16 protein-coding genes are annotated in these 17,091 nt (G+C 70.1%); 9 read left to right on the top strand and 7 right to left on the bottom strand.

The window, feature by feature from the left end; all coding sequences use genetic code 11:
• Positions 1-109 precede the first annotated feature (109 nt).
• A complete protein-coding gene (locus SK095_RS15685; RefSeq protein WP_136491460.1) occupies positions 110-1,480 on the top strand; it encodes an alanine/glycine:cation symporter family protein in 1,371 nt (456 codons plus the stop codon).
• Positions 1,481-1,549: 69 nt separating this feature from the next.
• On the opposite strand, the gene SK095_RS15690 is transcribed toward SK095_RS15685, so the two are convergent.
• A complete protein-coding gene (locus SK095_RS15690) occupies positions 1,550-2,041 on the bottom strand; it encodes an Lrp/AsnC ligand binding domain-containing protein (protein ID WP_136491459.1) in 492 nt (163 codons plus the stop codon).
• A gap of 154 nt (positions 2,042-2,195) precedes the next feature.
• Between SK095_RS15690 and dadA the strand changes: the two genes are divergently transcribed.
• The 5 genes from dadA to SK095_RS15715 all read left to right on the top strand — a co-directional run bounded on the left by dadA (position 2,196) and on the right by SK095_RS15715 (position 6,226).
• The gene (gene dadA / locus SK095_RS15695; RefSeq protein ID WP_320546802.1) at positions 2,196-3,494 is read left to right on the top strand and encodes a D-amino acid dehydrogenase; all 1,299 of its coding nucleotides are present in this window, start codon (positions 2,196-2,198) and stop codon (positions 3,492-3,494) included.
• Positions 3,469-3,819 (top strand): RidA family protein, encoded by a 351-nt coding sequence (locus tag SK095_RS15700; protein WP_320546803.1) that lies wholly within the window; start codon positions 3,469-3,471, stop codon positions 3,817-3,819. The genes dadA and SK095_RS15700 overlap by 26 nt, the downstream gene beginning before the upstream one ends.
• A gap of 57 nt (positions 3,820-3,876) precedes the next feature.
• The gene (gene alr / locus SK095_RS15705; protein ID WP_320546804.1) at positions 3,877-4,953 is read left to right on the top strand and encodes an alanine racemase; all 1,077 of its coding nucleotides are present in this window, start codon (positions 3,877-3,879) and stop codon (positions 4,951-4,953) included.
• Between the two features lie 156 nt (positions 4,954-5,109).
• Positions 5,110-5,658 carry a cupin domain-containing protein gene (locus tag SK095_RS15710; RefSeq protein WP_136491455.1) on the top strand — a complete coding sequence of 183 codons (549 nt, stop codon included), beginning with the start codon at positions 5,110-5,112 and terminating at the stop codon, positions 5,656-5,658.
• Between the two features lie 145 nt (positions 5,659-5,803).
• On the top strand, positions 5,804-6,226 hold the full coding sequence (locus SK095_RS15715) for a c-type cytochrome (RefSeq protein ID WP_201485303.1): 423 nt from the start codon (positions 5,804-5,806) through the stop codon (positions 6,224-6,226).
• A 64-nt stretch (positions 6,227-6,290) separates the two neighbouring features.
• Here the strand turns inward: SK095_RS15715 and SK095_RS15720 are convergent, their stop codons facing one another.
• Positions 6,291-6,863, bottom strand: a complete 573-nt coding sequence (locus SK095_RS15720; protein ID WP_320546805.1) for a xanthine phosphoribosyltransferase — start codon at positions 6,861-6,863, stop codon at positions 6,291-6,293.
• Between the two features lie 166 nt (positions 6,864-7,029).
• Between SK095_RS15720 and SK095_RS15725 the strand changes: the two genes are divergently transcribed.
• A complete protein-coding gene (locus tag SK095_RS15725; RefSeq protein WP_320546806.1) occupies positions 7,030-7,767 on the top strand; it encodes a DUF2780 domain-containing protein in 738 nt (245 codons plus the stop codon).
• Positions 7,768-7,792: 25 nt separating this feature from the next.
• Here SK095_RS15725 and SK095_RS15730 read toward each other — a convergent pair whose 3' ends face one another.
• Positions 7,793-8,821: an RNA methyltransferase gene (locus SK095_RS15730; RefSeq protein WP_320546807.1), complete on the bottom strand. Its 1,029-nt coding sequence runs from the start codon at positions 8,819-8,821 to the stop codon at positions 7,793-7,795.
• Positions 8,822-9,067: 246 nt separating this feature from the next.
• Here SK095_RS15730 and SK095_RS15735 point away from each other — a divergent pair, with 246 nt between their 5' ends.
• Positions 9,068-10,372, top strand: a complete 1,305-nt coding sequence (locus SK095_RS15735) for a PAS domain-containing methyl-accepting chemotaxis protein (RefSeq protein ID WP_320546808.1) — start codon at positions 9,068-9,070, stop codon at positions 10,370-10,372.
• Here SK095_RS15735 and SK095_RS15740 read toward each other — a convergent pair.
• The 4 genes from SK095_RS15740 to SK095_RS15755 form a co-directional block, all read right to left on the bottom strand.
• Complete coding sequence (locus tag SK095_RS15740) at positions 10,359-11,360, bottom strand: TerC family protein (protein WP_320546809.1); 1,002 nt, start codon at positions 11,358-11,360, stop codon at positions 10,359-10,361. The genes SK095_RS15735 and SK095_RS15740 overlap by 14 nt on opposite strands.
• A 152-nt stretch (positions 11,361-11,512) precedes the next feature.
• A complete protein-coding gene (locus tag SK095_RS15745; protein ID WP_320546810.1) occupies positions 11,513-12,856 on the bottom strand; it encodes a TolC family outer membrane protein in 1,344 nt (447 codons plus the stop codon).
• Between the two features lies 1 nt (position 12,857).
• A complete protein-coding gene (locus SK095_RS15750) occupies positions 12,858-14,195 on the bottom strand; it encodes an HlyD family type I secretion periplasmic adaptor subunit (RefSeq protein ID WP_320546811.1) in 1,338 nt (445 codons plus the stop codon).
• Positions 14,195-15,925 carry a type I secretion system permease/ATPase gene (locus tag SK095_RS15755; RefSeq protein ID WP_201485295.1) on the bottom strand — a complete coding sequence of 577 codons (1,731 nt, stop codon included), beginning with the start codon at positions 15,923-15,925 and terminating at the stop codon, positions 14,195-14,197. The genes SK095_RS15750 and SK095_RS15755 overlap by 1 nt, the downstream gene beginning before the upstream one ends.
• A 475-nt stretch (positions 15,926-16,400) precedes the next feature.
• Between SK095_RS15755 and SK095_RS15760 the strand changes: the two genes are divergently transcribed.
• Positions 16,401-17,084, top strand: a complete 684-nt coding sequence (locus tag SK095_RS15760; protein ID WP_136490662.1) for a response regulator — start codon at positions 16,401-16,403, stop codon at positions 17,082-17,084.
• Positions 17,085-17,091 lie beyond the last annotated feature (7 nt).

The raw sequence follows: 17,091 nt of genomic DNA on the forward strand, positions 1-17,091 counted from the left end.
GCTGCGCGGCGCGAGGCGCCGGCGATCGCTGGCACAGCCCGTGCTACGGAGCCCCGCGCAAGGCAGCCGCTGCCTTCACCCCATCGACAAGAGCAAAGAGAACCCCCTGATGGAATTCCTGAACACTGTAGTGAATAGTCTCAATGGCCTGGTCTGGGGGCCGCCCATGCTGGTGCTGATCCTCGGCACCGGCCTGTTCCTGATGCTGGGTCTCAGGTTCATGCCGCTGGCCAGGATCGCCACCGCCTTCGGCCTGCTCTGGCAGGGGCGCAAGAAGGACGACGACGGCTCCGGCGAGATCAGCCCGTTCCAGGCGCTGATGACCTGCCTAGCCGCCACCGTGGGCACCGGCAACATCGCCGGCGTGGCCACCGCGATCTTCCTCGGCGGCCCAGGCGCGGTGTTCTGGATGTGGTGCACCGCGCTGGTCGGCATGGCCACCAAGTACAGCGAGGTGGTGCTGGCCGTGCACTACCGCGAGAAGGACGAGCGCGGCGAGCACGTCGGCGGGCCGATGTACGCGATCAAGAACGGCCTGGGCAGGAAGTGGGCCTGGCTGGGCGGCGCCTTCGCCCTGTTCGGCGGCCTGGCCGGCTTCGGCATCGGCAACATGGTGCAGGTCAACAGCATGGCCGACGCGCTGAGCGGCTCCTTCGGCGTGCCGGACTGGGTCACCGGCGTGGTGACCATGGTCATCACCGGCGTGGTCATCCTCGGCGGCATCAAGCGCATCGGCAAGGTCGCCGAGGCCCTGGTGCCGGCCATGTGCGTGGGCTACATCATCGCCGCGCTGACCGTGCTGGCCCTCAACGCCGAGGCCATTCCCGGCGCCTTCGCGCTGATCTTCGAGCACGCCTTCAACCCGGCGGCGGCCACCGGCGGCTTTGCCGGCGCGGCGGTGATGGCGGCGATCCGCTTCGGCGTGGCCCGCGGCATCTTCTCCAACGAGGCGGGCCTGGGCACCGCCGGCATCGCCCAGGCCGCCGGCACCACCCACAGCTCGGTGCGCTCGGGGCTGATCGGCATGCTCGGCACCTTCATCGACACCATCGTGGTGTGCAGCATGACCGCCCTGGTGATCCTCACCACCGGCGCCTGGACCAGCGGCGCCAGCGGCGCGGCGCTGTCCAGCGCGGCCTTCGAGAGCGCCCTGCCCGGCGTCGGCCAGTACCTGCTGGCGGTGGCCCTGATGGTGTTCAGCTACACCACCATCCTCGGCTGGAGCTACTACGGCGAGCGCTGCTGGGAATACCTGGTCGGCACCCGGGCGATCCTGCCGTTCCGCATCCTCTGGGTGCTGGCCATCCCCTTCGGCGCCGTCGCCCAGCTGGACTTCGCCTGGCTGCTGTCCGACACCCTCAACGGCCTGATGGCCATCCCCAACCTGATCGCCCTGGTGCTGCTCAGCCCGGTGGTGATCCGCCTGACCCGCGAGTACTTCGCCAAGCCGGCCGCTGCGTCGCTGGCGGCGAAACCCTGACGCTCCGAGTCGCGCCGTGACGCAATGCCCGCATCTCCGGATGCGGGCATTGTCGTTTCCGGGGGGCGCTCAGTCCGGCACCGGCAGCGCCAGGGTCTCCTTGACCTCCTCCATGACGATGTAGCTCTTCGACTCGCGCACGTGCGGCAGCTTGAGCAGGATGTCGCCGAGCAGCTTGCGGTAGGAGGCCATCTCCGAGATGCGCGCCTTGATCAGGTAGTCGAACTCGCCGGACACCAGGTGGCACTCCAGCACCTGCGGCAGCTTGAGCACCGCGCGGCGGAACTCCTCGAAGGTGTCGCCGGACTTGTAGTCCAGGCTCAGCTCGACGAACACCAAGAGGCCCGCGCGCAGCAGCTGCGGATTGAGCCTGGCGTGGTAGCCGAGGATCACCCCGTCGCGCTCCAGGCGGCGCACCCGCTCGGTGCACGGGGTGGTCGACAGGTTGACCCGCTCGCCCAGCTCGGTGAAGGAAATCCGCCCCTCCTGCTGGAGGATGCGCAGGATGCTGCGGTCGGTGCGGTCGAGGTCGCGCCGGCCCTTCTTGATGCCCTCGTTCATGGTGGATGCCACTCCGTGAAATGGGTTTTTGCCGAGAATTATCGCCAGAAATCGCCTGAAGAACAGTGAATATTTCTGGATCGGCGTTCCTATACTGCGCCCATCGAAGCCCACAACAACAGCTCATTCGCGGTGGCGGGTGCGGGAGGCAAGCATGCGAGTTCTGGTCCTTGGCAGCGGTGTGGTCGGCACCGCCAGCGCGTACTACCTGGCCCGCGCCGGGTTCGAGGTGGTGGTCGTCGACCGCCAGGACGGCGTGGCCCTGGAAACCAGCTATGCCAACGCCGGCCAGGTGTCGCCCGGCTACGCCTCGCCCTGGGCGGCCCCGGGCATCCCGCTGAAGGCCATGAAGTGGCTGCTGCAGCGCCATGCGCCGCTGGCCATCAAGCCGACCGCCAGCCTCGACCAGTACCTGTGGATGGCGCAGATGCTGCGCAACTGCACCGCCTCGCGCTATGCGGTGAACAAGGAGCGCATGGTGCGCCTGGCCGAGTACAGCCGCGATTGTCTCGACGAGCTGCGCATGGAGACCGGCATCGCCTACGAGGGCCGCCGCCTCGGCACCACCCAGCTGTTCCGCACCCAGGCCCAGGTCGACGCCGCGGCCAAGGACATCGCCGTGCTCGAGCAGGCCGGCGTGCCCTACGAGGTGCTCGACCGCGCCGGCATCGCCCGCGTCGAGCCGGCGCTGGCCAAGGTCGCCGACAAGCTGGCCGGCGCCCTGCGCCTGCCCAACGACCAGACCGGCGACTGCTTCCTGTTCACCAGCCGACTGGCCGAGATGGCCCGCAGCCTCGGCGTCGAGTTCCGCTTCGGCCGCACCATCGAGCGCCTCGACCATGCCGGCGAGCGCATCAACGGCGTGTGGATCGACGGCCAGCTGGAAACCGCCGACCACTACGTGCTGGCCCTCGGCAGCTACTCGCCGCAGCTGCTCAAGCCGCTGGGGATCAGGGCGCCGGTGTACCCGCTGAAGGGCTACTCGCTGACCGTGCCGATCACCGATGCGGCCATGGCGCCGACCTCGACCATCCTCGACGAGACCTACAAGGTGGCGATCACCCGCTTCGACGACCGCATCCGCGTCGGCGGCATGGCCGAGATCGCCGGTTTCGACCTGTCGCTCAACCCGCGCCGGCGCGAGACCCTGGAGATGATCACCCGCGACCTGTACCCGCAGGGCGGCGACCTGGCGCGCGCCGAGTTCTGGACCGGCCTGCGCCCGGCGACCCCGGACGGCACCCCGATCGTCGGCGCCACCCGCTACCGCAACCTGTTCCTCAACACCGGACACGGTACCCTTGGCTGGACCATGGCCTGCGGCTCCGGCCGCCTGCTCGCCGACCTGATGGCGAAAAAGCGCCCGCAGATCAGCCCGCAGGGCCTGGACATTTCCCGCTACGGCTCTTCCAAGGAGAACACCCCCAATGCCCATCCAGCGCCTGCACACTGAGACCCGCTACAGCGAGATCGTCATCCACAACGGCACCGTCTACCTGGCGGGCCAACTGGCCGACGACTACGCCGGCGACATCCAGCAGCAGACCACCGAGACCCTGGCCAGCATCGAGCGCCTGCTCGCCGAGGCCGGCAGCGACAAGTCGCGCCTGCTGGCGGTGACCATCCACCTGCAGGATCTGGCCGACTACGCCGGGATGAACGCGGTGTGGGACGCCTGGCTGCCGGCCGGCTGCGCACCGGCGCGCACCTGCGTCGAGGCGAAACTGTACGACCCGCGCGCCCGCGTCGAGATGACCGTGGTGGCCGCGCTGCCCTGACCCTTGCTTTGCCCGGCCGGTTGCGCCGGGCTTTTTTTCATCACAAGAAGACCTGCCATGCGTCCAGCCCGTGCCCTGATCGATCTCGATGCCCTGCGTCACAACTACCGTCTGGCCCGCGAACTCGGCAGCGCCCGCGCCCTCGCCGTGGTCAAGGCCGACGCCTACGGTCACGGCGCGGTGCGCTGCGCCGAGGCGCTGGCGGAGGAGGCCGACGGCTTTGCCGTGGCCTGCATCGAGGAGGCGCTGGAGCTGCGCGCGGCCGGCATCCGCGCGCCGATCCTGCTGCTCGAGGGCTTCTTCGAGGCCGACGAGCTGGCGCTGATCGCCGAGCACCAGCTGTGGTGCGTGGTGCATTCGGCCTGGCAGCTGGAGGCCATCGAGCGGACGCCGCTGGCGCGGCCGCTGAACGTGTGGCTGAAGCTGGATTCGGGCATGCACCGGGTCGGCCTGCATCCGGAGGAGTACCGCGCCGCCCACGCCCGCCTGCTGGCCAGCGGCAAGGTGGACAGGATAGTGCTGATGAGCCACTTCGCCCGCGCCGACGAACTGGACTGCCCGCGCACCGCCGAGCAGCTGGCCGCGTTCCGCGCCGCCACGGCCGGGCTCGGCGGCGAGGTCAGCCTGCGCAACTCGCCGGCGCTGCTCGGCTGGCCCGAGGTGCCGAGCGACTGGGTGCGTCCGGGGATCATGCTCTACGGCGCCACACCCTTCGAGCAGGCGCAGATCCAGGCGGCGCGCCTGCGGCCGGTGATGACCCTGGAGTCGCAGATCATCGCCGTGCGCGAGCTGCCCGCCGGCGAGCCGGTCGGCTACGGCGCGCGCTTCGTCAGCGCCCGGCCGACCCGCGTCGGCGTGGTGGCCATGGGCTACGCCGACGGCTATCCGCGCCACGCGCCGAGCGGCACCCCGGTGGCGGTGGGCGGCGTGCGCACGGCGCTGATCGGCCGGGTGTCGATGGACATGCTCACCGTCGATCTGACCGACCTGCCTCAGGCCGGCCTCGGCAGCCGGGTCGAGCTGTGGGGCGCGCAGGTGCCGGCCAGCGAGGTGGCGGCGGCGGCCGGGACCATTCCCTACCAGCTGTTCTGCAACCTCAAGCGGGTGCCGCGCCACTACTCCGGGCCCGCCTGAGCCCTCGCCACGGCGGGCCTGCAGCCCGCTTGCCGGCCCCCTCCCGCCACCCCGCCCGGCCTGCCGCGCGGGGCGTTCGTGTTGTAAATACTGAACGTGCTTGCCATCATTGTCATATTCATCCCTGATCCCGAATGACCGTGGAGGTCTCCAGCCTTGGACGTCGGCGCCCGTCTGCACGCGATCCGCAAACTCAAAGGCCTGTCCCAGCGCGAGCTGGCCAAGCGCGCGGGTGTGACCAACAGCACCATCTCGATGATCGAGAAGAACAGCGTCAGCCCGTCGATCAGTTCGCTGAAGAAGGTGCTCGGCGGCATCCCCATGTCGCTGGTGGAGTTCTTCTCCATGGACCTCGAGGAGGGCAACCAGACCCAGGTGGTGTACAAGTCCGACGAGCTGATCGACATCGGCAGCGGCGCGGTGACCATGAAGCTGGTCGGCCGCATGTTCCCCAACCGGATCATGTCGTTCCTCGACGAGACCTATCCCCCGGGCACCGACACCGGCATGGAGATGCTCAACCACGAGGGCGAGGAGGCCGGCGTGCTGGTCGCCGGGCGCCTCGAGCTGACCGTCGGCGAGGAGGTGTACATCCTCGAGAGCGGCGACAGCTACTACTTCCGCAGCGACCAGCCGCACCGTTTCCGCAATCCGTTCGACGTGCCGGCCCGGCTGATCAGCGCCACCACGCCGGCCAACTTCTGACCCGCCGAGGCTGATGGGCCGGGCCTTTGGCAGCAAGGCCCTGCGACCATCGGGGTTGTTTCGGCAGGCTTCGCTTTGCCGTTATACTGCCGCCGCCCGCGCGGCCCTACCGCCCCGGGCGTGACTAGCCATAGAGGGTGTAAGGGTGAACCTGATCAAGAAAGTCTTGGCAGCCCAGGCTGCCGTGCTGGCCCTGTGGGCGGTTGGCGCCCAGGCCGCGAGCGATGACGCCATCGCCGAACGTCTGAAGCCGGTAGGCGAAGTGTGCATCGCCGGCCAGGAGTGCAAGGGCGTGGGTGCCGTGGCTGCCGCTGCCGGCGGCGGTGCGCGCAGCGCCGACGACGTGGTCGCCAAGTACTGCGGCGCCTGCCACAGCGCCGGCGTGCTGGGCGCGCCGAAGATCGGCGATGCGGCCGACTGGAAGGCCCGCGCCAGCGAGCGCGGTGGTATCGATGCGCTGCTGAAGTCGGCCATCGCCGGCCGCAACGCCATGCCGCCGAAGGGCACCTGCGCCGACTGCTCCGACGACGAGCTGCTGGGCGCGATCCACAAGATGGCCGGCATGTAATTTTCGCCGGTATCGCGAAAGAGCCGCCTGCGGGCGGCTTTTTTGTGTCCGCGCGGCGGCCGCTTCAGTCGAGGAAGCGCACCGCGCCGCCCTCCAGCGAGGCGATGCGCGCCAGCGACTCGACCCGGTAGCCGAGCCGCGCCAGTTCGCCGCGACCGGGCTGGAACGACTTCTCGATGACGATGCCGATGCCGACCACCCGCGCGCCGGCCTGCTCGACGATGGTCGCCAGGCCCCGCGCCGCCTGGCCGTGGGCGAGGAAGTCGTCGACGATCAGCACCCGCTCGCTGGCGGCGAGGTGGCTGGCGGCGACGGCGATGGTGCTCTCCACCTGCTTGGTGAAGGAGTACACCCGCGCGGTCAGCAGCTCGCCGCCGAGGGTCAGCGACTGCTGCTTGCGGGCGAACAGCATGGGTACGCCGAGGGCCAGCGCGGTCATCAGCGCCGGGGCGATGCCCGAGGCCTCGATGGTCAGCACCTTGTCGATGCCCTGCCCGGCGAAGCGGCGGGCGAACTCGACGCCGACCTGCTGCATCAGCACGGGGTCGACCTGGTGGTTGAGGAAGGCATCCACCTTGAGCACCTGGGCGGACAGCACGACGCCCTGTTCGCGGATCTTCTGTTTCAGCAGCTCCATGACACCCCCTGGCGACGGTCGGCGCTTCTCAGTGTAGGACAGCCGGCCTGCGGCGTGCAGCAGCGTGCCAGCGGGCCGTTCGCCGGATTTTCCGCCGGCTGTTCAGCATTTGTGCCGGCGGCGTGGTCAGAGGCTGGTCTGCCTTCCTTTCTTCGAGGTCCGTTCCATGCCCCTGCTTCGCCCTCTCAGCCTCTCCGTCCTGCTGCTCGCGGCGAGCGCACCGGCGTTCGCCGCCGCCGGCGGGGACACCGTCCGGGTGTCCCCGGTCCCGGCGGACCCTGCCCTGCAGGTGACGCCGCCGGTCGACAACGCGCCGGCGCAGGAGGCGGTCGCTCCGGCGCCAGCGGGCGCCCCGGCGGGCGCGGCCTCCTCGGCGCTGCCTGAGGCCGCCGCCGCCCTCGGCCGTCTGGCCAATCCGCAGACCCTGGCGCTGATCGAGCAGCTGGGCGCCCTGCAGGTGACGCCGCAGCAGGCAATGGGCGGGGTCGGCGCGCTGCTCGGCCTGGCGCAGAGCCAGCTGGCCGGCGACCAGTACGCCCAGCTGGCCGGTGCGGTGCCGGGGCTGGCCCTGCTGGGCGGCAACCCCGCCGGCGCCGACAGCGGCGCCAGCGGCATGCTCGGTCGGCTGGGCGCGCTGAGCGGCCTGCTCGGCGGCGGCGCCAGCCAGGCACCGCAGCCGGGAGCGCCGGTCGACAGCCTGGCGGGCGTCGCCAGAACCTTCACGGGGCTGGGCATGGAAAGCAGCCTGGTCGGCCAGTTCGCTTCCATCCTGCTGCAGTTCCTCGGCAACCAGGGCCTGGCCGGATCGCTGCTGCAGAGCCTGGGCGGCATCTGGGGCGTGCCGGGTGCGCCGGCTCCGGCCCCGGCGACCGGCACGCCGGTGGCCAGCGGCAGCGCCACCTGAGACGGCGCTCGTCGTCCGCCGCGGGTCAGCGCGGCTGGCGGCGGCTCCTCACCACCTCGGCCCGCGCGCGCAGCTGGCCGCAGCCGCCGTCGACGTCCTGTCCGGCGCTGTTGCGCACCTTGGTCAGCACGCCCCGGCTGTGCAGGTAGCGCACCATCTGCACGATGCGCTCGCCGTCGGGACGCTGGAAGTCGTCGCCTTCCAGGCTGTTGTAGGGGATCAGGTTCATCACCGCGTACTTGCCCCTGAGCAGGCGCAGGATGCCGTCCATTTCCTCGACGCTGTCGTTGATGCCCCTGAGCAGCGTCCACTGGTACTGGATCGGGTAGCCGACCGCGCGGGCGTAGGCCTCGCCCTGCGCGACCAGCTCCTCGGGATCGATCTGCGGCGCGCGCGGCAGCAGCTCGCGGCGCAGTTCGGCGTTGGTGGTGTGCAGCGACAGCGCCAGCGCCGGCTTGACCCGCTCCCCGGGCAGGCGCTCGAACACGCGCGGATCGCCCACCGTGGAGAACACCAGGTTCTTGTGGCCGATGCCGCCCTCGGTGCCGAGCAGGTGGATGGCCTCCAGCACGTTGTCGAGGTTGTGCGCCGGCTCGCCCATGCCCATGAACACCACCTTCTTCACCGGGCGGAAGCGCCGCGCCAGAGCCACCTGGGCGACGATCTCGGCGCTGCCGACCTGGCGCAGCAGGCCGCTCTTGCCGGTCATGCAGAACACGCAGCCCACCGCGCAGCCGACCTGGGTCGACACGCACAGGCCGTCGCGGGGCAGCAGCACGCTCTCCACCATCTGCCCGTCGTTGAGTTCGACCAGCAGGCGCGCCGAGCCGTCGGCGCCGGGGTGCTCGGAGCGCAGCCGGGCCAGGCCGGCGATCTCGGCGTCGAGCTGCGGCAGCGCCGCGCGCACCGACAGCGGGAAAAAGTCCGCGGCCGGGCGGTTGCGCGGGCCGCTGTCCAGCGGCCGGCCGGCCAGCCAGGCGCGCAGGATGCGGGTGCTGTGGCAGGGCTGGGCGCCGCTGGCGGCGAGGCGGGAGGTCAGGTCGTGGATGCGCATAGGGCGCGCATCCTAGCATCACGGCGCGCTGGCGGGCAGATCGCGCGCCGGAGTGCAGCGCCCGTCGCCATCGGATTTTCTGTACAATCTGTTCGTTATTTGTAAGTGTTATGTACAACTTTGTCGCCGCCCTGTCGTCGCTGGCGAAAGGCACAAAGACGTCCCGTCTGCCGCCATGGCAGGCCTGCTGCTGACCGGCCGAGCCCGCGGTGCTTTCCACCTCTTCCGTTCCGTGGGGATTGTCTGATGCTACGTTTCCTCCGCTCCCTGCCCGGTCAGCCGCGGCGCTACAGGGAGCTGTTCAAGTCGATCGACCGCGCCGTGGCGATGGTCGAGTTCAACCTGGACGGTACCGTCCGGGCCGCCAACGAGCGCTTCTGCGAGCTGGTCGGCTGCTCCGCCGAACGGATCGGTGGCGTCCACCACCGCGATTTCTGCCCGCCGGACTACGCGCAGAGCGAGGAGTACCCGCACTTCTGGGAGCGCCTGCGCCAGGGCGAATCCTTCGGCGGGGTGTTCGAACGTCGCCGCGCGGACGGCCAGCCGATCTGGCTGGAGGCCACCTACGTGCCGGTGCAGGACGAGCGCGGCCAGATCGAGCGGGTGCTCAAGGTCGCCAGCGACACCAGCGAGCGGGTGCGCGAGTCCAGCCACGCGCGCAACCTGCTCGACGCGCTGAACCGCTCGATGGCGGTGGTGCAGTTCGACATGGACGGACGGGTGGTGGATGCCAACGCCAACTTCCTCGCCGCCATGGGCTATCGCCTGGAAGAGATTCTCGGCAAGCCGCACGCGCAGTTCTGCCGCCCGGACTACCGCGCTTCTGCCGACTACCGCGCCTTCTGGGAGCGCCTGCGCAGCGGCCAGTTCTTCTCCGGCGAGTGCGAGCGGGTCACCAAGGGCGGCCAGCCGATCTGGCTGGAGGCCACCTACAACCCGGTGCTCGACGAGCAGGGCCGCCCCTACCAGGTGATCAAGTTCGCCAGCGACATCAGCGAGCAGGTCCGCCGCCACGCGGCCGAGCGGCACAGCGCGCAGACCGCCTACCAGATCGCCCGGGAAACCGAGCAGCTGTCGATGTCCGGCCAGCGGGTGATCCTCGATGCGACCGAGCGCATGCACGCGCTGGCCGAGCGGGTACGCACCTCGGTGAGTCAGGTCGAGTGCCTGGAGCAGCGCATCCAGCAGATCACGGCGATCGTCGACTCGATCCAGAACATCGCCCAGCAGACCAACCTGCTGTCGCTCAACGCCGCCATCGAGGCGGCGCGCGCCGGCTCCAGCGGCCAGGGCTTCGCGGTGGTCGCCGCCGAGGTACGCAGCCTGGCCGGCAGCACCGCGCAGGCCACCGGCTCGATCACCGAACTGATCGGCGCGATCCGCCAGCAGGCCGGCGAGGTGATGCAGGGCATGGCCGCCAGCCTGAACCAGGTAGAGGACGGCGTGCGCCTGGCCAACGAGGCCGGCACCGCGATCCGCCAGATCCACGACGGCGCCGGACGGGTGGTCGACGTGGTGCAGCGCTTCTCCAGCGAGGTCACTGCTGGCTAGCGCGGGTGGCGTCGCCGGCCGCGTGGCGGGTCTTCCACAGCGACACCAGCACGCCGCCGATCAGCAGGGTCAGGGTCACGCCGAGCGACAGCGCCGCCGGGATCTTGCCGATGATGCCGACCAGGAAGATCTTGCCGCCGATGAACACCAGCACCAGCGCCAGGGCGTACTTCAGGTAGGCGAAGCGGTGGATCAGCGCGGCGAGGGCGAAGTACAGCGCACGCAGGCCGAGGATGGCGAAGATGTTCGAGGTGTAGACGATGAACGGGTCCTGGGTGATGGCGAAGATCGCCGGCACGCTGTCCACCGCGAACACCACGTCGGCGCACTCGATGAGGATCAGGGCGAGGAACAGCGGGGTGATCCACAGCACCGGCTTGCCGCTGGCGTCGGGCTGGCGCACGAAGAAGCGCTGCTCGTGCAGGCGGTCGGTGATGCGCAGGTGGCTGCGCAGGAAGCGCACCAGCAGGTTGTTCTCCAGGTCCGGGGTCTCGTCGACCCGGGCGAACAGCATGCGCACGCCGGTGAGCACCAGGAACACGCCGAACACGTAGAGGATCCAGCTGAACTGGTGGATCAGCGCGGCGCCCAGGCCGATCATCACGGCGCGCAGCACGATCACCCCGAGGATGCCCCAGAACAGCACCTTGTGCTGGTAGCGGCGCGGAATGCCGAGGAAGCTGAAGATCACCGCCATCAGGAACACGTTGTCCATCGACAGCGACTTCTCGATCAGGAAGCCGGTCAGGTAGTCCATGCCGGCGTCGCCGCCCTTCTGGAACCACACCCAGACCGCGAACAGCAGGCCGACGGTGATGTAGCCGGCCGACAGCAGCAGGCTCTCCTTGACGCCGATCTCGTGCTGGTCGCGGTGCAGCACGCCGAGGTCGAAGACCAGCAGGGAAATCACCACGGCGAAGAACGCCAGCCACAGCCAGGTGGCGGTGCCGAGGAAGTCGGCGAACAGGAACGAATGTAGGGCAGTCATGGGCCCCTCCTTGCAGTCGAAGTGTCATCAACTGTGACTCCGACATGGCGGCGTCAGCCGTCAGAGGGGCCCGGTGTCACGCTTCCAGCCTAGAAAGCCCGACTGTTTCGATCAAGAAAAGGGTTTTTACAAGGTTTTGCCAGGGCCGCCGCTCAGAATGCCAGCCGCGGCCCCAGGTAGGCGTTCGCCTGGTCGATGTCGTCGACGCCCAGGGCTCCGGCCAGGGCGGCCAGGCGCAGCCGGGAGAGCAGGTAGCGCAGCTTGGCCTCGAACAGGTCGCGCCGCGCGCTGTACACCAGTTCCTCGGCGTCGAGGATGTCCACGTTGGTGCTGGTGCCGGCGAGGAAGCCCTTCCTTACCGAGTCCAGCGACTTCTCGCCGGACCTGACGGCGGTCTCCAGGGCGCGGATGCGCGCCTCACCGCTCTGCACGCTCTGGAACTCACGGGTGGTGTCGGAAACGATGGCCTCGCGGGCGACGCTCAGGTCGTCCTCCGCCTGTGCCCGGCTGGCGCTGGTCTGGCGCACGCGGGCGCTGGTGTAGCCGCCGCTGAACAGCGGCATGTTCATTTCCAGGCCGATCGAGCCGTAGCGGTTGCGCTGGTCCACGGTGGACAGCGAGTCGCTGTCCGCCGCGGTGTAGCCGAGCACCAGGTCGAGAGTAGGCCAGTGGCCGGCGCGGGCCTTGGCCACTTCCTGCTCGGCGACCGCGACGCCGAGGCGGCGGGCGCGGACCGCGGGGTTGTCGCTGCCGGCCCTGGCGATCCAGTCGGCGAGCTCGGCAGGCTGCAGCGGCGGCGTGGCGAAGCGCTCCTGCAGGGTGGCGATGTGCTCGGGGGCTTCGCCGAGAAACTCCTGCAGGCGTCGCCGGGTCACCTGCAGGTTGTCCCGGGCCTCGAGCAGTTCGGCGCTCGCCAGGTCGCGCCGGGCGACCGCCTCGTCGACGTCGGTGACCGTGCCATCGCCCAGCTCCAGACGCCGGCGGGTCGAGGCCACCTGCTCCTCGAAGGCGCGCAGCTTGGTCGCGGCCAGCTCGATGGTCTGGTGGGCGAGCAGCACGTCGAAATAGCGCCCCGCCAGCTGCACGGCGGCATCCTGGGTCTTGGCGTCGAACACTGCCGTGCCGGCGTCGGCCTGGTAGCCGCCCTGCCGGTAGCCGGCCAGCTTCTGCCCGTTGAAGAGCGGCTGGCGCAGCTGCAGGCTGGCGCTCCGGGCGGTGTAGTCCAGGTTGTTGTCGCGGCTGCGGCCGAAGACGTCCGGCTGCCGCTGGCTGCCGTCGATCCGGCTGCCGGAGGCGCTCAGGCCGACCTGCGGCAGCAGGCCGGCGCGGCCGAGGGCGCGGTTTTCGGCGGCGGCGGCCTTCTCGTTGGCGGCGGAGCGGTAGATCGGCCCCTGGTATTGCAGCAGGTCCCAGGCCTGGCGCAGGTCCAGCGCCTGGGCCGGCAGGGCGAGGCAGGCGATCCCCAGGGCGCAGGCAAGCGCCGGTCCTTGGTTCATCTCACTGCTCCTTGAACGAACTGGCGACCCTGTCGAGGAGAGGTTTGAGCAGGTAGCTCAGCAGGTTGCGCTCCCCGGTCCGGATGGTGACCGAGGCCGGCATGCCGGCGCGGATGCGGTTGGCGCCGAGCATCGCCATGCCCTCCGTGGTGACCTCGATCTGGGCAAGGTAGAACGGCTGGCGGCTTTCCTCGTCGATCAGCCGGTCGGCCGACACCGTCAGCACCCGGCCGGGGATGCTGGGGGTCTGCGCGTGGTTGAAGGCGGGGAAGGCGATGCTCACCGGCAGTCCGGGCTCCATCCGGTCGATGACCTGCACCGGCAGCATGGCGTCGATCTGCAGCGGCTCGTTGGCCGGGACTATCTCCATGATCCTGGCGCCCGGCTGGATCACGCCGCCGATGGTGGCGATGTTCAGGCCCTGGACCATGCCGTCGATGGGGGCGCGGATGACGGTGTGGCGGACCTGGTAGTCGAGGGCCTGCAGGCGGTCGGCGAGGGCGCTGCGCTCCTTGCGGACGTCGGCCAGCTGCGCCTGGATCTCCTTGCGATAGTCGTGGTCGTGCTGGAGGATGCGCAGGCGCAGCTCGGCCGCCTGCCCGCGGATGCGTGCGAGTTCGTTCTGGTTCTCCGCCTGGGCGGCGTTCAGCTCGGCGGCGCTGCGCTCGAGTTCGAGCATGCGGTTGCGCGGGATGTAGCCTTCGGCCGCCAGCTGGCGCGCGCCGTCGAGTTCCTGCTGGAGAAAGCGCAACTGCGCGGCGCGGGCGGCGTAGATCTGCTGCAGCCCCTTGGCCTGGTTCTCCGCCGAGTCGAGCGACTCCTGCAGGATGCTGACCTCGCCGGCGCGGCTGGTGCGCCGGGTGGCGAACAGGCGCCTCTGCAGGTCGAGCGCCGCGGCCAGCTCCGCGCTGTCGCCGAAGCGTTCCGACAGCCCGGCATCGAAGGCGACCTGCTCGCGGTCGTCGCGCTCGGCCTCCAGGCGGTTCTCCATCGTGCGGGCGGCGAGGTACTGGGCGCCGATCACGCCCTGCTCGGCGCGGGCCTCGGTGGCGTCGAGGCGGACCAGCGGCTGGCCCTCGCTGACGCTGTCGCCCTCGCGCACCAGAATGGCCTCCACGCTGCCGCCGGTCAGGTGCTCAATGCTCTTGCGGTTGCTCGACACCTTCACGGTGGCGGAGGCGACCACCCCGGCATCCAGCGGCGCCAGCCAGGCCCACAGCAGGAAGCCGCCGAAGGCGACCAGCACCAGCGCCAGGCCGCGGCGCACGGTCTTGCGGTCGTCGACCGCGATGACCGGGGCGGGGCAGGGGCTGCCCTGGCCGAAATCCAGCGTGGACATCATTCCCTCCTCCCGACCGCGGTCAGGGTATTGGCGGCGGGGTGCGCGCTGGCCGGCGCCAGCGCGGCGAGCACCTCGTCGCGGGGGCCGAACAGCTGCATAACGCCCTCGCGCAGCAGCAGGAGCTTGTCGACGGCGTTGAGCGTGCCGGGGCGGTGCGAAACGATGACGGTCGTGCAGCGGCGCTGGCGGAGCATGGCGATGACCTCGAGCAGCGCCCGCTCGCCGGCGTCGTCGAGGCTGGCGTTCGGCTCGTCGAGGACGACCAGGCTCGGCTCGCCGTAGATGGCGCGCGCCAGGCCGATGCGCTGCTTCTGCCCGCCGGACAGCGGGTGGCCGTCGGCGTCCAGCAGGGTGTCGTAGCCCCTGGGGAAGCGCAGGATCATCTCGTGCACGCCGGCGCGCCTGGCGGCGAGGACGACCGCCTCGCCGTCGATCTCGCCGAAGCGGGCGATGTTCTCCGCGATGCTGCCCTCGAACAGCTCGACGTCCTGCGGCAGGTAGCCGAGCCACGGCCCGAGTTCCTCCTTGTTCCAGGCGAAGACGTCCGCGCCGTCGAGGCGGACCTTGCCGCTGAGGGGCGGCCAGATGCCCACCAGCAGGCGGGCGAGGGTCGACTTGCCGGCCGCCGAGGGGCCGATGATGCCCAGCGACTCGCCTGGCGCCAGGCGCAGGTTCACCCCGCGGATGATCGGCTGGGTCGAGCCCGGTGCGCCGGCGTGGAGGTTCTCGACGCTCAGCAGGCCGAGCGGACGCTGCAGCGGCATCGCCGCCGGCGGGGTCGGGAAGTCCTCCAGCAGCTGGCGCAGGCGGCCCCAGGCGCGGCGGGCGCCGAGCAGCGGCCGCCAGGCGCCGATGACCTGCTCGACCGGCGCCAGCGCCCGGCCGCTGAGGATCGAGCAGGCGATCATCATGCCCGGGGTGATCTGCCCGTCGATGGCCAGCAGCGCCCCGGCGCCGAGGATCAGCGACTGCAGGGTCAGCCGCACGAAGCGGCCCAGGCCGCCGATCCAGGCGGCGCGGTCCGAGGCGAGCGTCTGCTTGTCGAGGATGCGCAGGTAGCTGGCGAACCAGCGCCGGCCGATGGCCGGCAGCATGCCCAGCGCGGCGATGGCCTCGGCGTTGCGCAGGTTGTTGTTGGCGAAGCTGGCCGAGGCCTGGCTCGCCTGGTTGGCCTCGGCCAGCGGCTTGGCGGTGGCCAGCTCGGTGAGGAAGGTCAGCGCCACCAGCAGCAGCGAGCCGGCCAGGGTGAGGAAGCCGAGCAGGGGGTGGACGAGGAAGGCGATGGACAGGTAGATCGGCGTCCAGGGCGCATCGAAGAAGGCGAACAGGCCGTTGCCGGTGAGGAACTGGCGCACCTGGGCGAGATCCTGCAGGGCCTGCGCCGGATTGCCGCCGGCGCGGCTCAGGTTGCGCTCGAAGGCGGCGCGGAAGACCCGGCGGCTGAGGCTCATGTCGAGGCGGTTGCCGACGCGGATCATCACCCGGCTGCGCAGCGTCTCGAGCAGGGCCAGCAGCACGTACAGGCCGACCATCAGCAGGGTCAGCATCAGCAGCGTGGTGGAGTTGGCGCTGACCAGGGCGCGGTCGTAGACCTGCAGCATGTAGACCGCTGGGGTGAGCATCAGCAGGTTGATGACCCCGCTGAAGCCGGCCAGCGCGTAGAAGGTATGGCGCAGGCTGAACAGGGCCTCGGCGAGTTCGGAGCGTGGCTTCGGTTTGCGGTCCATCGTGCTCATCCACGGCAGCGGATCATGGGCGATCCCGTGCGGCAGGCCCGGCCCTTCCGGGGCGGGTCCCGCGGCGCAACGGCCCTGTCACGGCTTTCAGGGTTAGCTTAGGCGGGAGGCGCCGTGCGGCGAGCGCGGCGGGCCGGCGCGGAGCCGCTGCCTGCGCTTCGGTCGGCGGGAAGGTCCAGTGAAAACAAGGGCTTGGCGGGGGCTGGCGGTCCCTGCGACGGCCGTTTGGCGGGGCGAAATCGTCGGACCTAAGTCCGGGGTGCCCGCACGCGGAGCGCGCCTGCGGCGGTGCGAGCCGACGAGCGTAGCGGCGCCGCGCCGGCGGCCTGCTACGCTGCCAGAAAAGGCCGGCAACCCGGCGGGCGTCCGTCCCGCCCGGGGCGAACGGTTGCGACCGGCGAGCGGCGCGGTCCGCGGGCGCGGGGCGCCGAGAGGGTCGGGGTGGGGGCTAGAGAAGGATCTTTCCATGCAGATCAGGATTGGTGTCGTCGACGATCATCCGCTGTTGCGCGAGGGCGTCGTCAACACGCTCAGGAAGCGGGCCGATCTCAAGGTGGTGGAGCAGGGCGGCAGCGCCGACGAGGCGCAGTCGATCGCCGAGCGCCTCGCTCCGGATGTCCTGCTGATGGACGTGAACATGCCCGGCGACACCTTCGCCGCGGTGCGCGCGATCGCCTCGCGCCTGCCTGCCGTCAAGATCATCATGCTCACCGTCTCCGAGTCGGAGGAGGATGCCTGCTGCGCGCTCGAGGCCGGGGCGAAGGGTTATCTGCTCAAGGGCATCAGCGGGCCGGATCTGGTGCAGGCCATCCGCATCGTGGCCATGGGGGCCATCTACATAAGTCCGGCGCTGGAGAAGAAGTTGCTGCAGAACTTCGGCAGGCAGGAGGCCGACAAGAAAGGCGTCAGGCTGACTCACCGCGAGGAGCAGGTCATTCGCGAAGTTTCCAACGGACTGACCAACAAGGAAGTTGCCTGGCGACTGGCGATCAGCGAGAAGACAGTGAAACACTACATGACCTGCGTCATGCAGAAGTTGAATGCCCGCAACCGCGTCGAGGCGGTCGCCGCCCTGCGCCGTTACTGGGAGCGCGAAAGCATGGGGCGAATGATCTTCGGGGCGTCGCTGCACGACTCCAAGGAATCGTGAAGTTCCG

It is taken from the genome of Pseudomonas sp. AN-1 (assembly GCF_034057115.1).
Classification (GTDB): Bacteria; Pseudomonadota; Gammaproteobacteria; order Pseudomonadales; family Pseudomonadaceae; genus Geopseudomonas.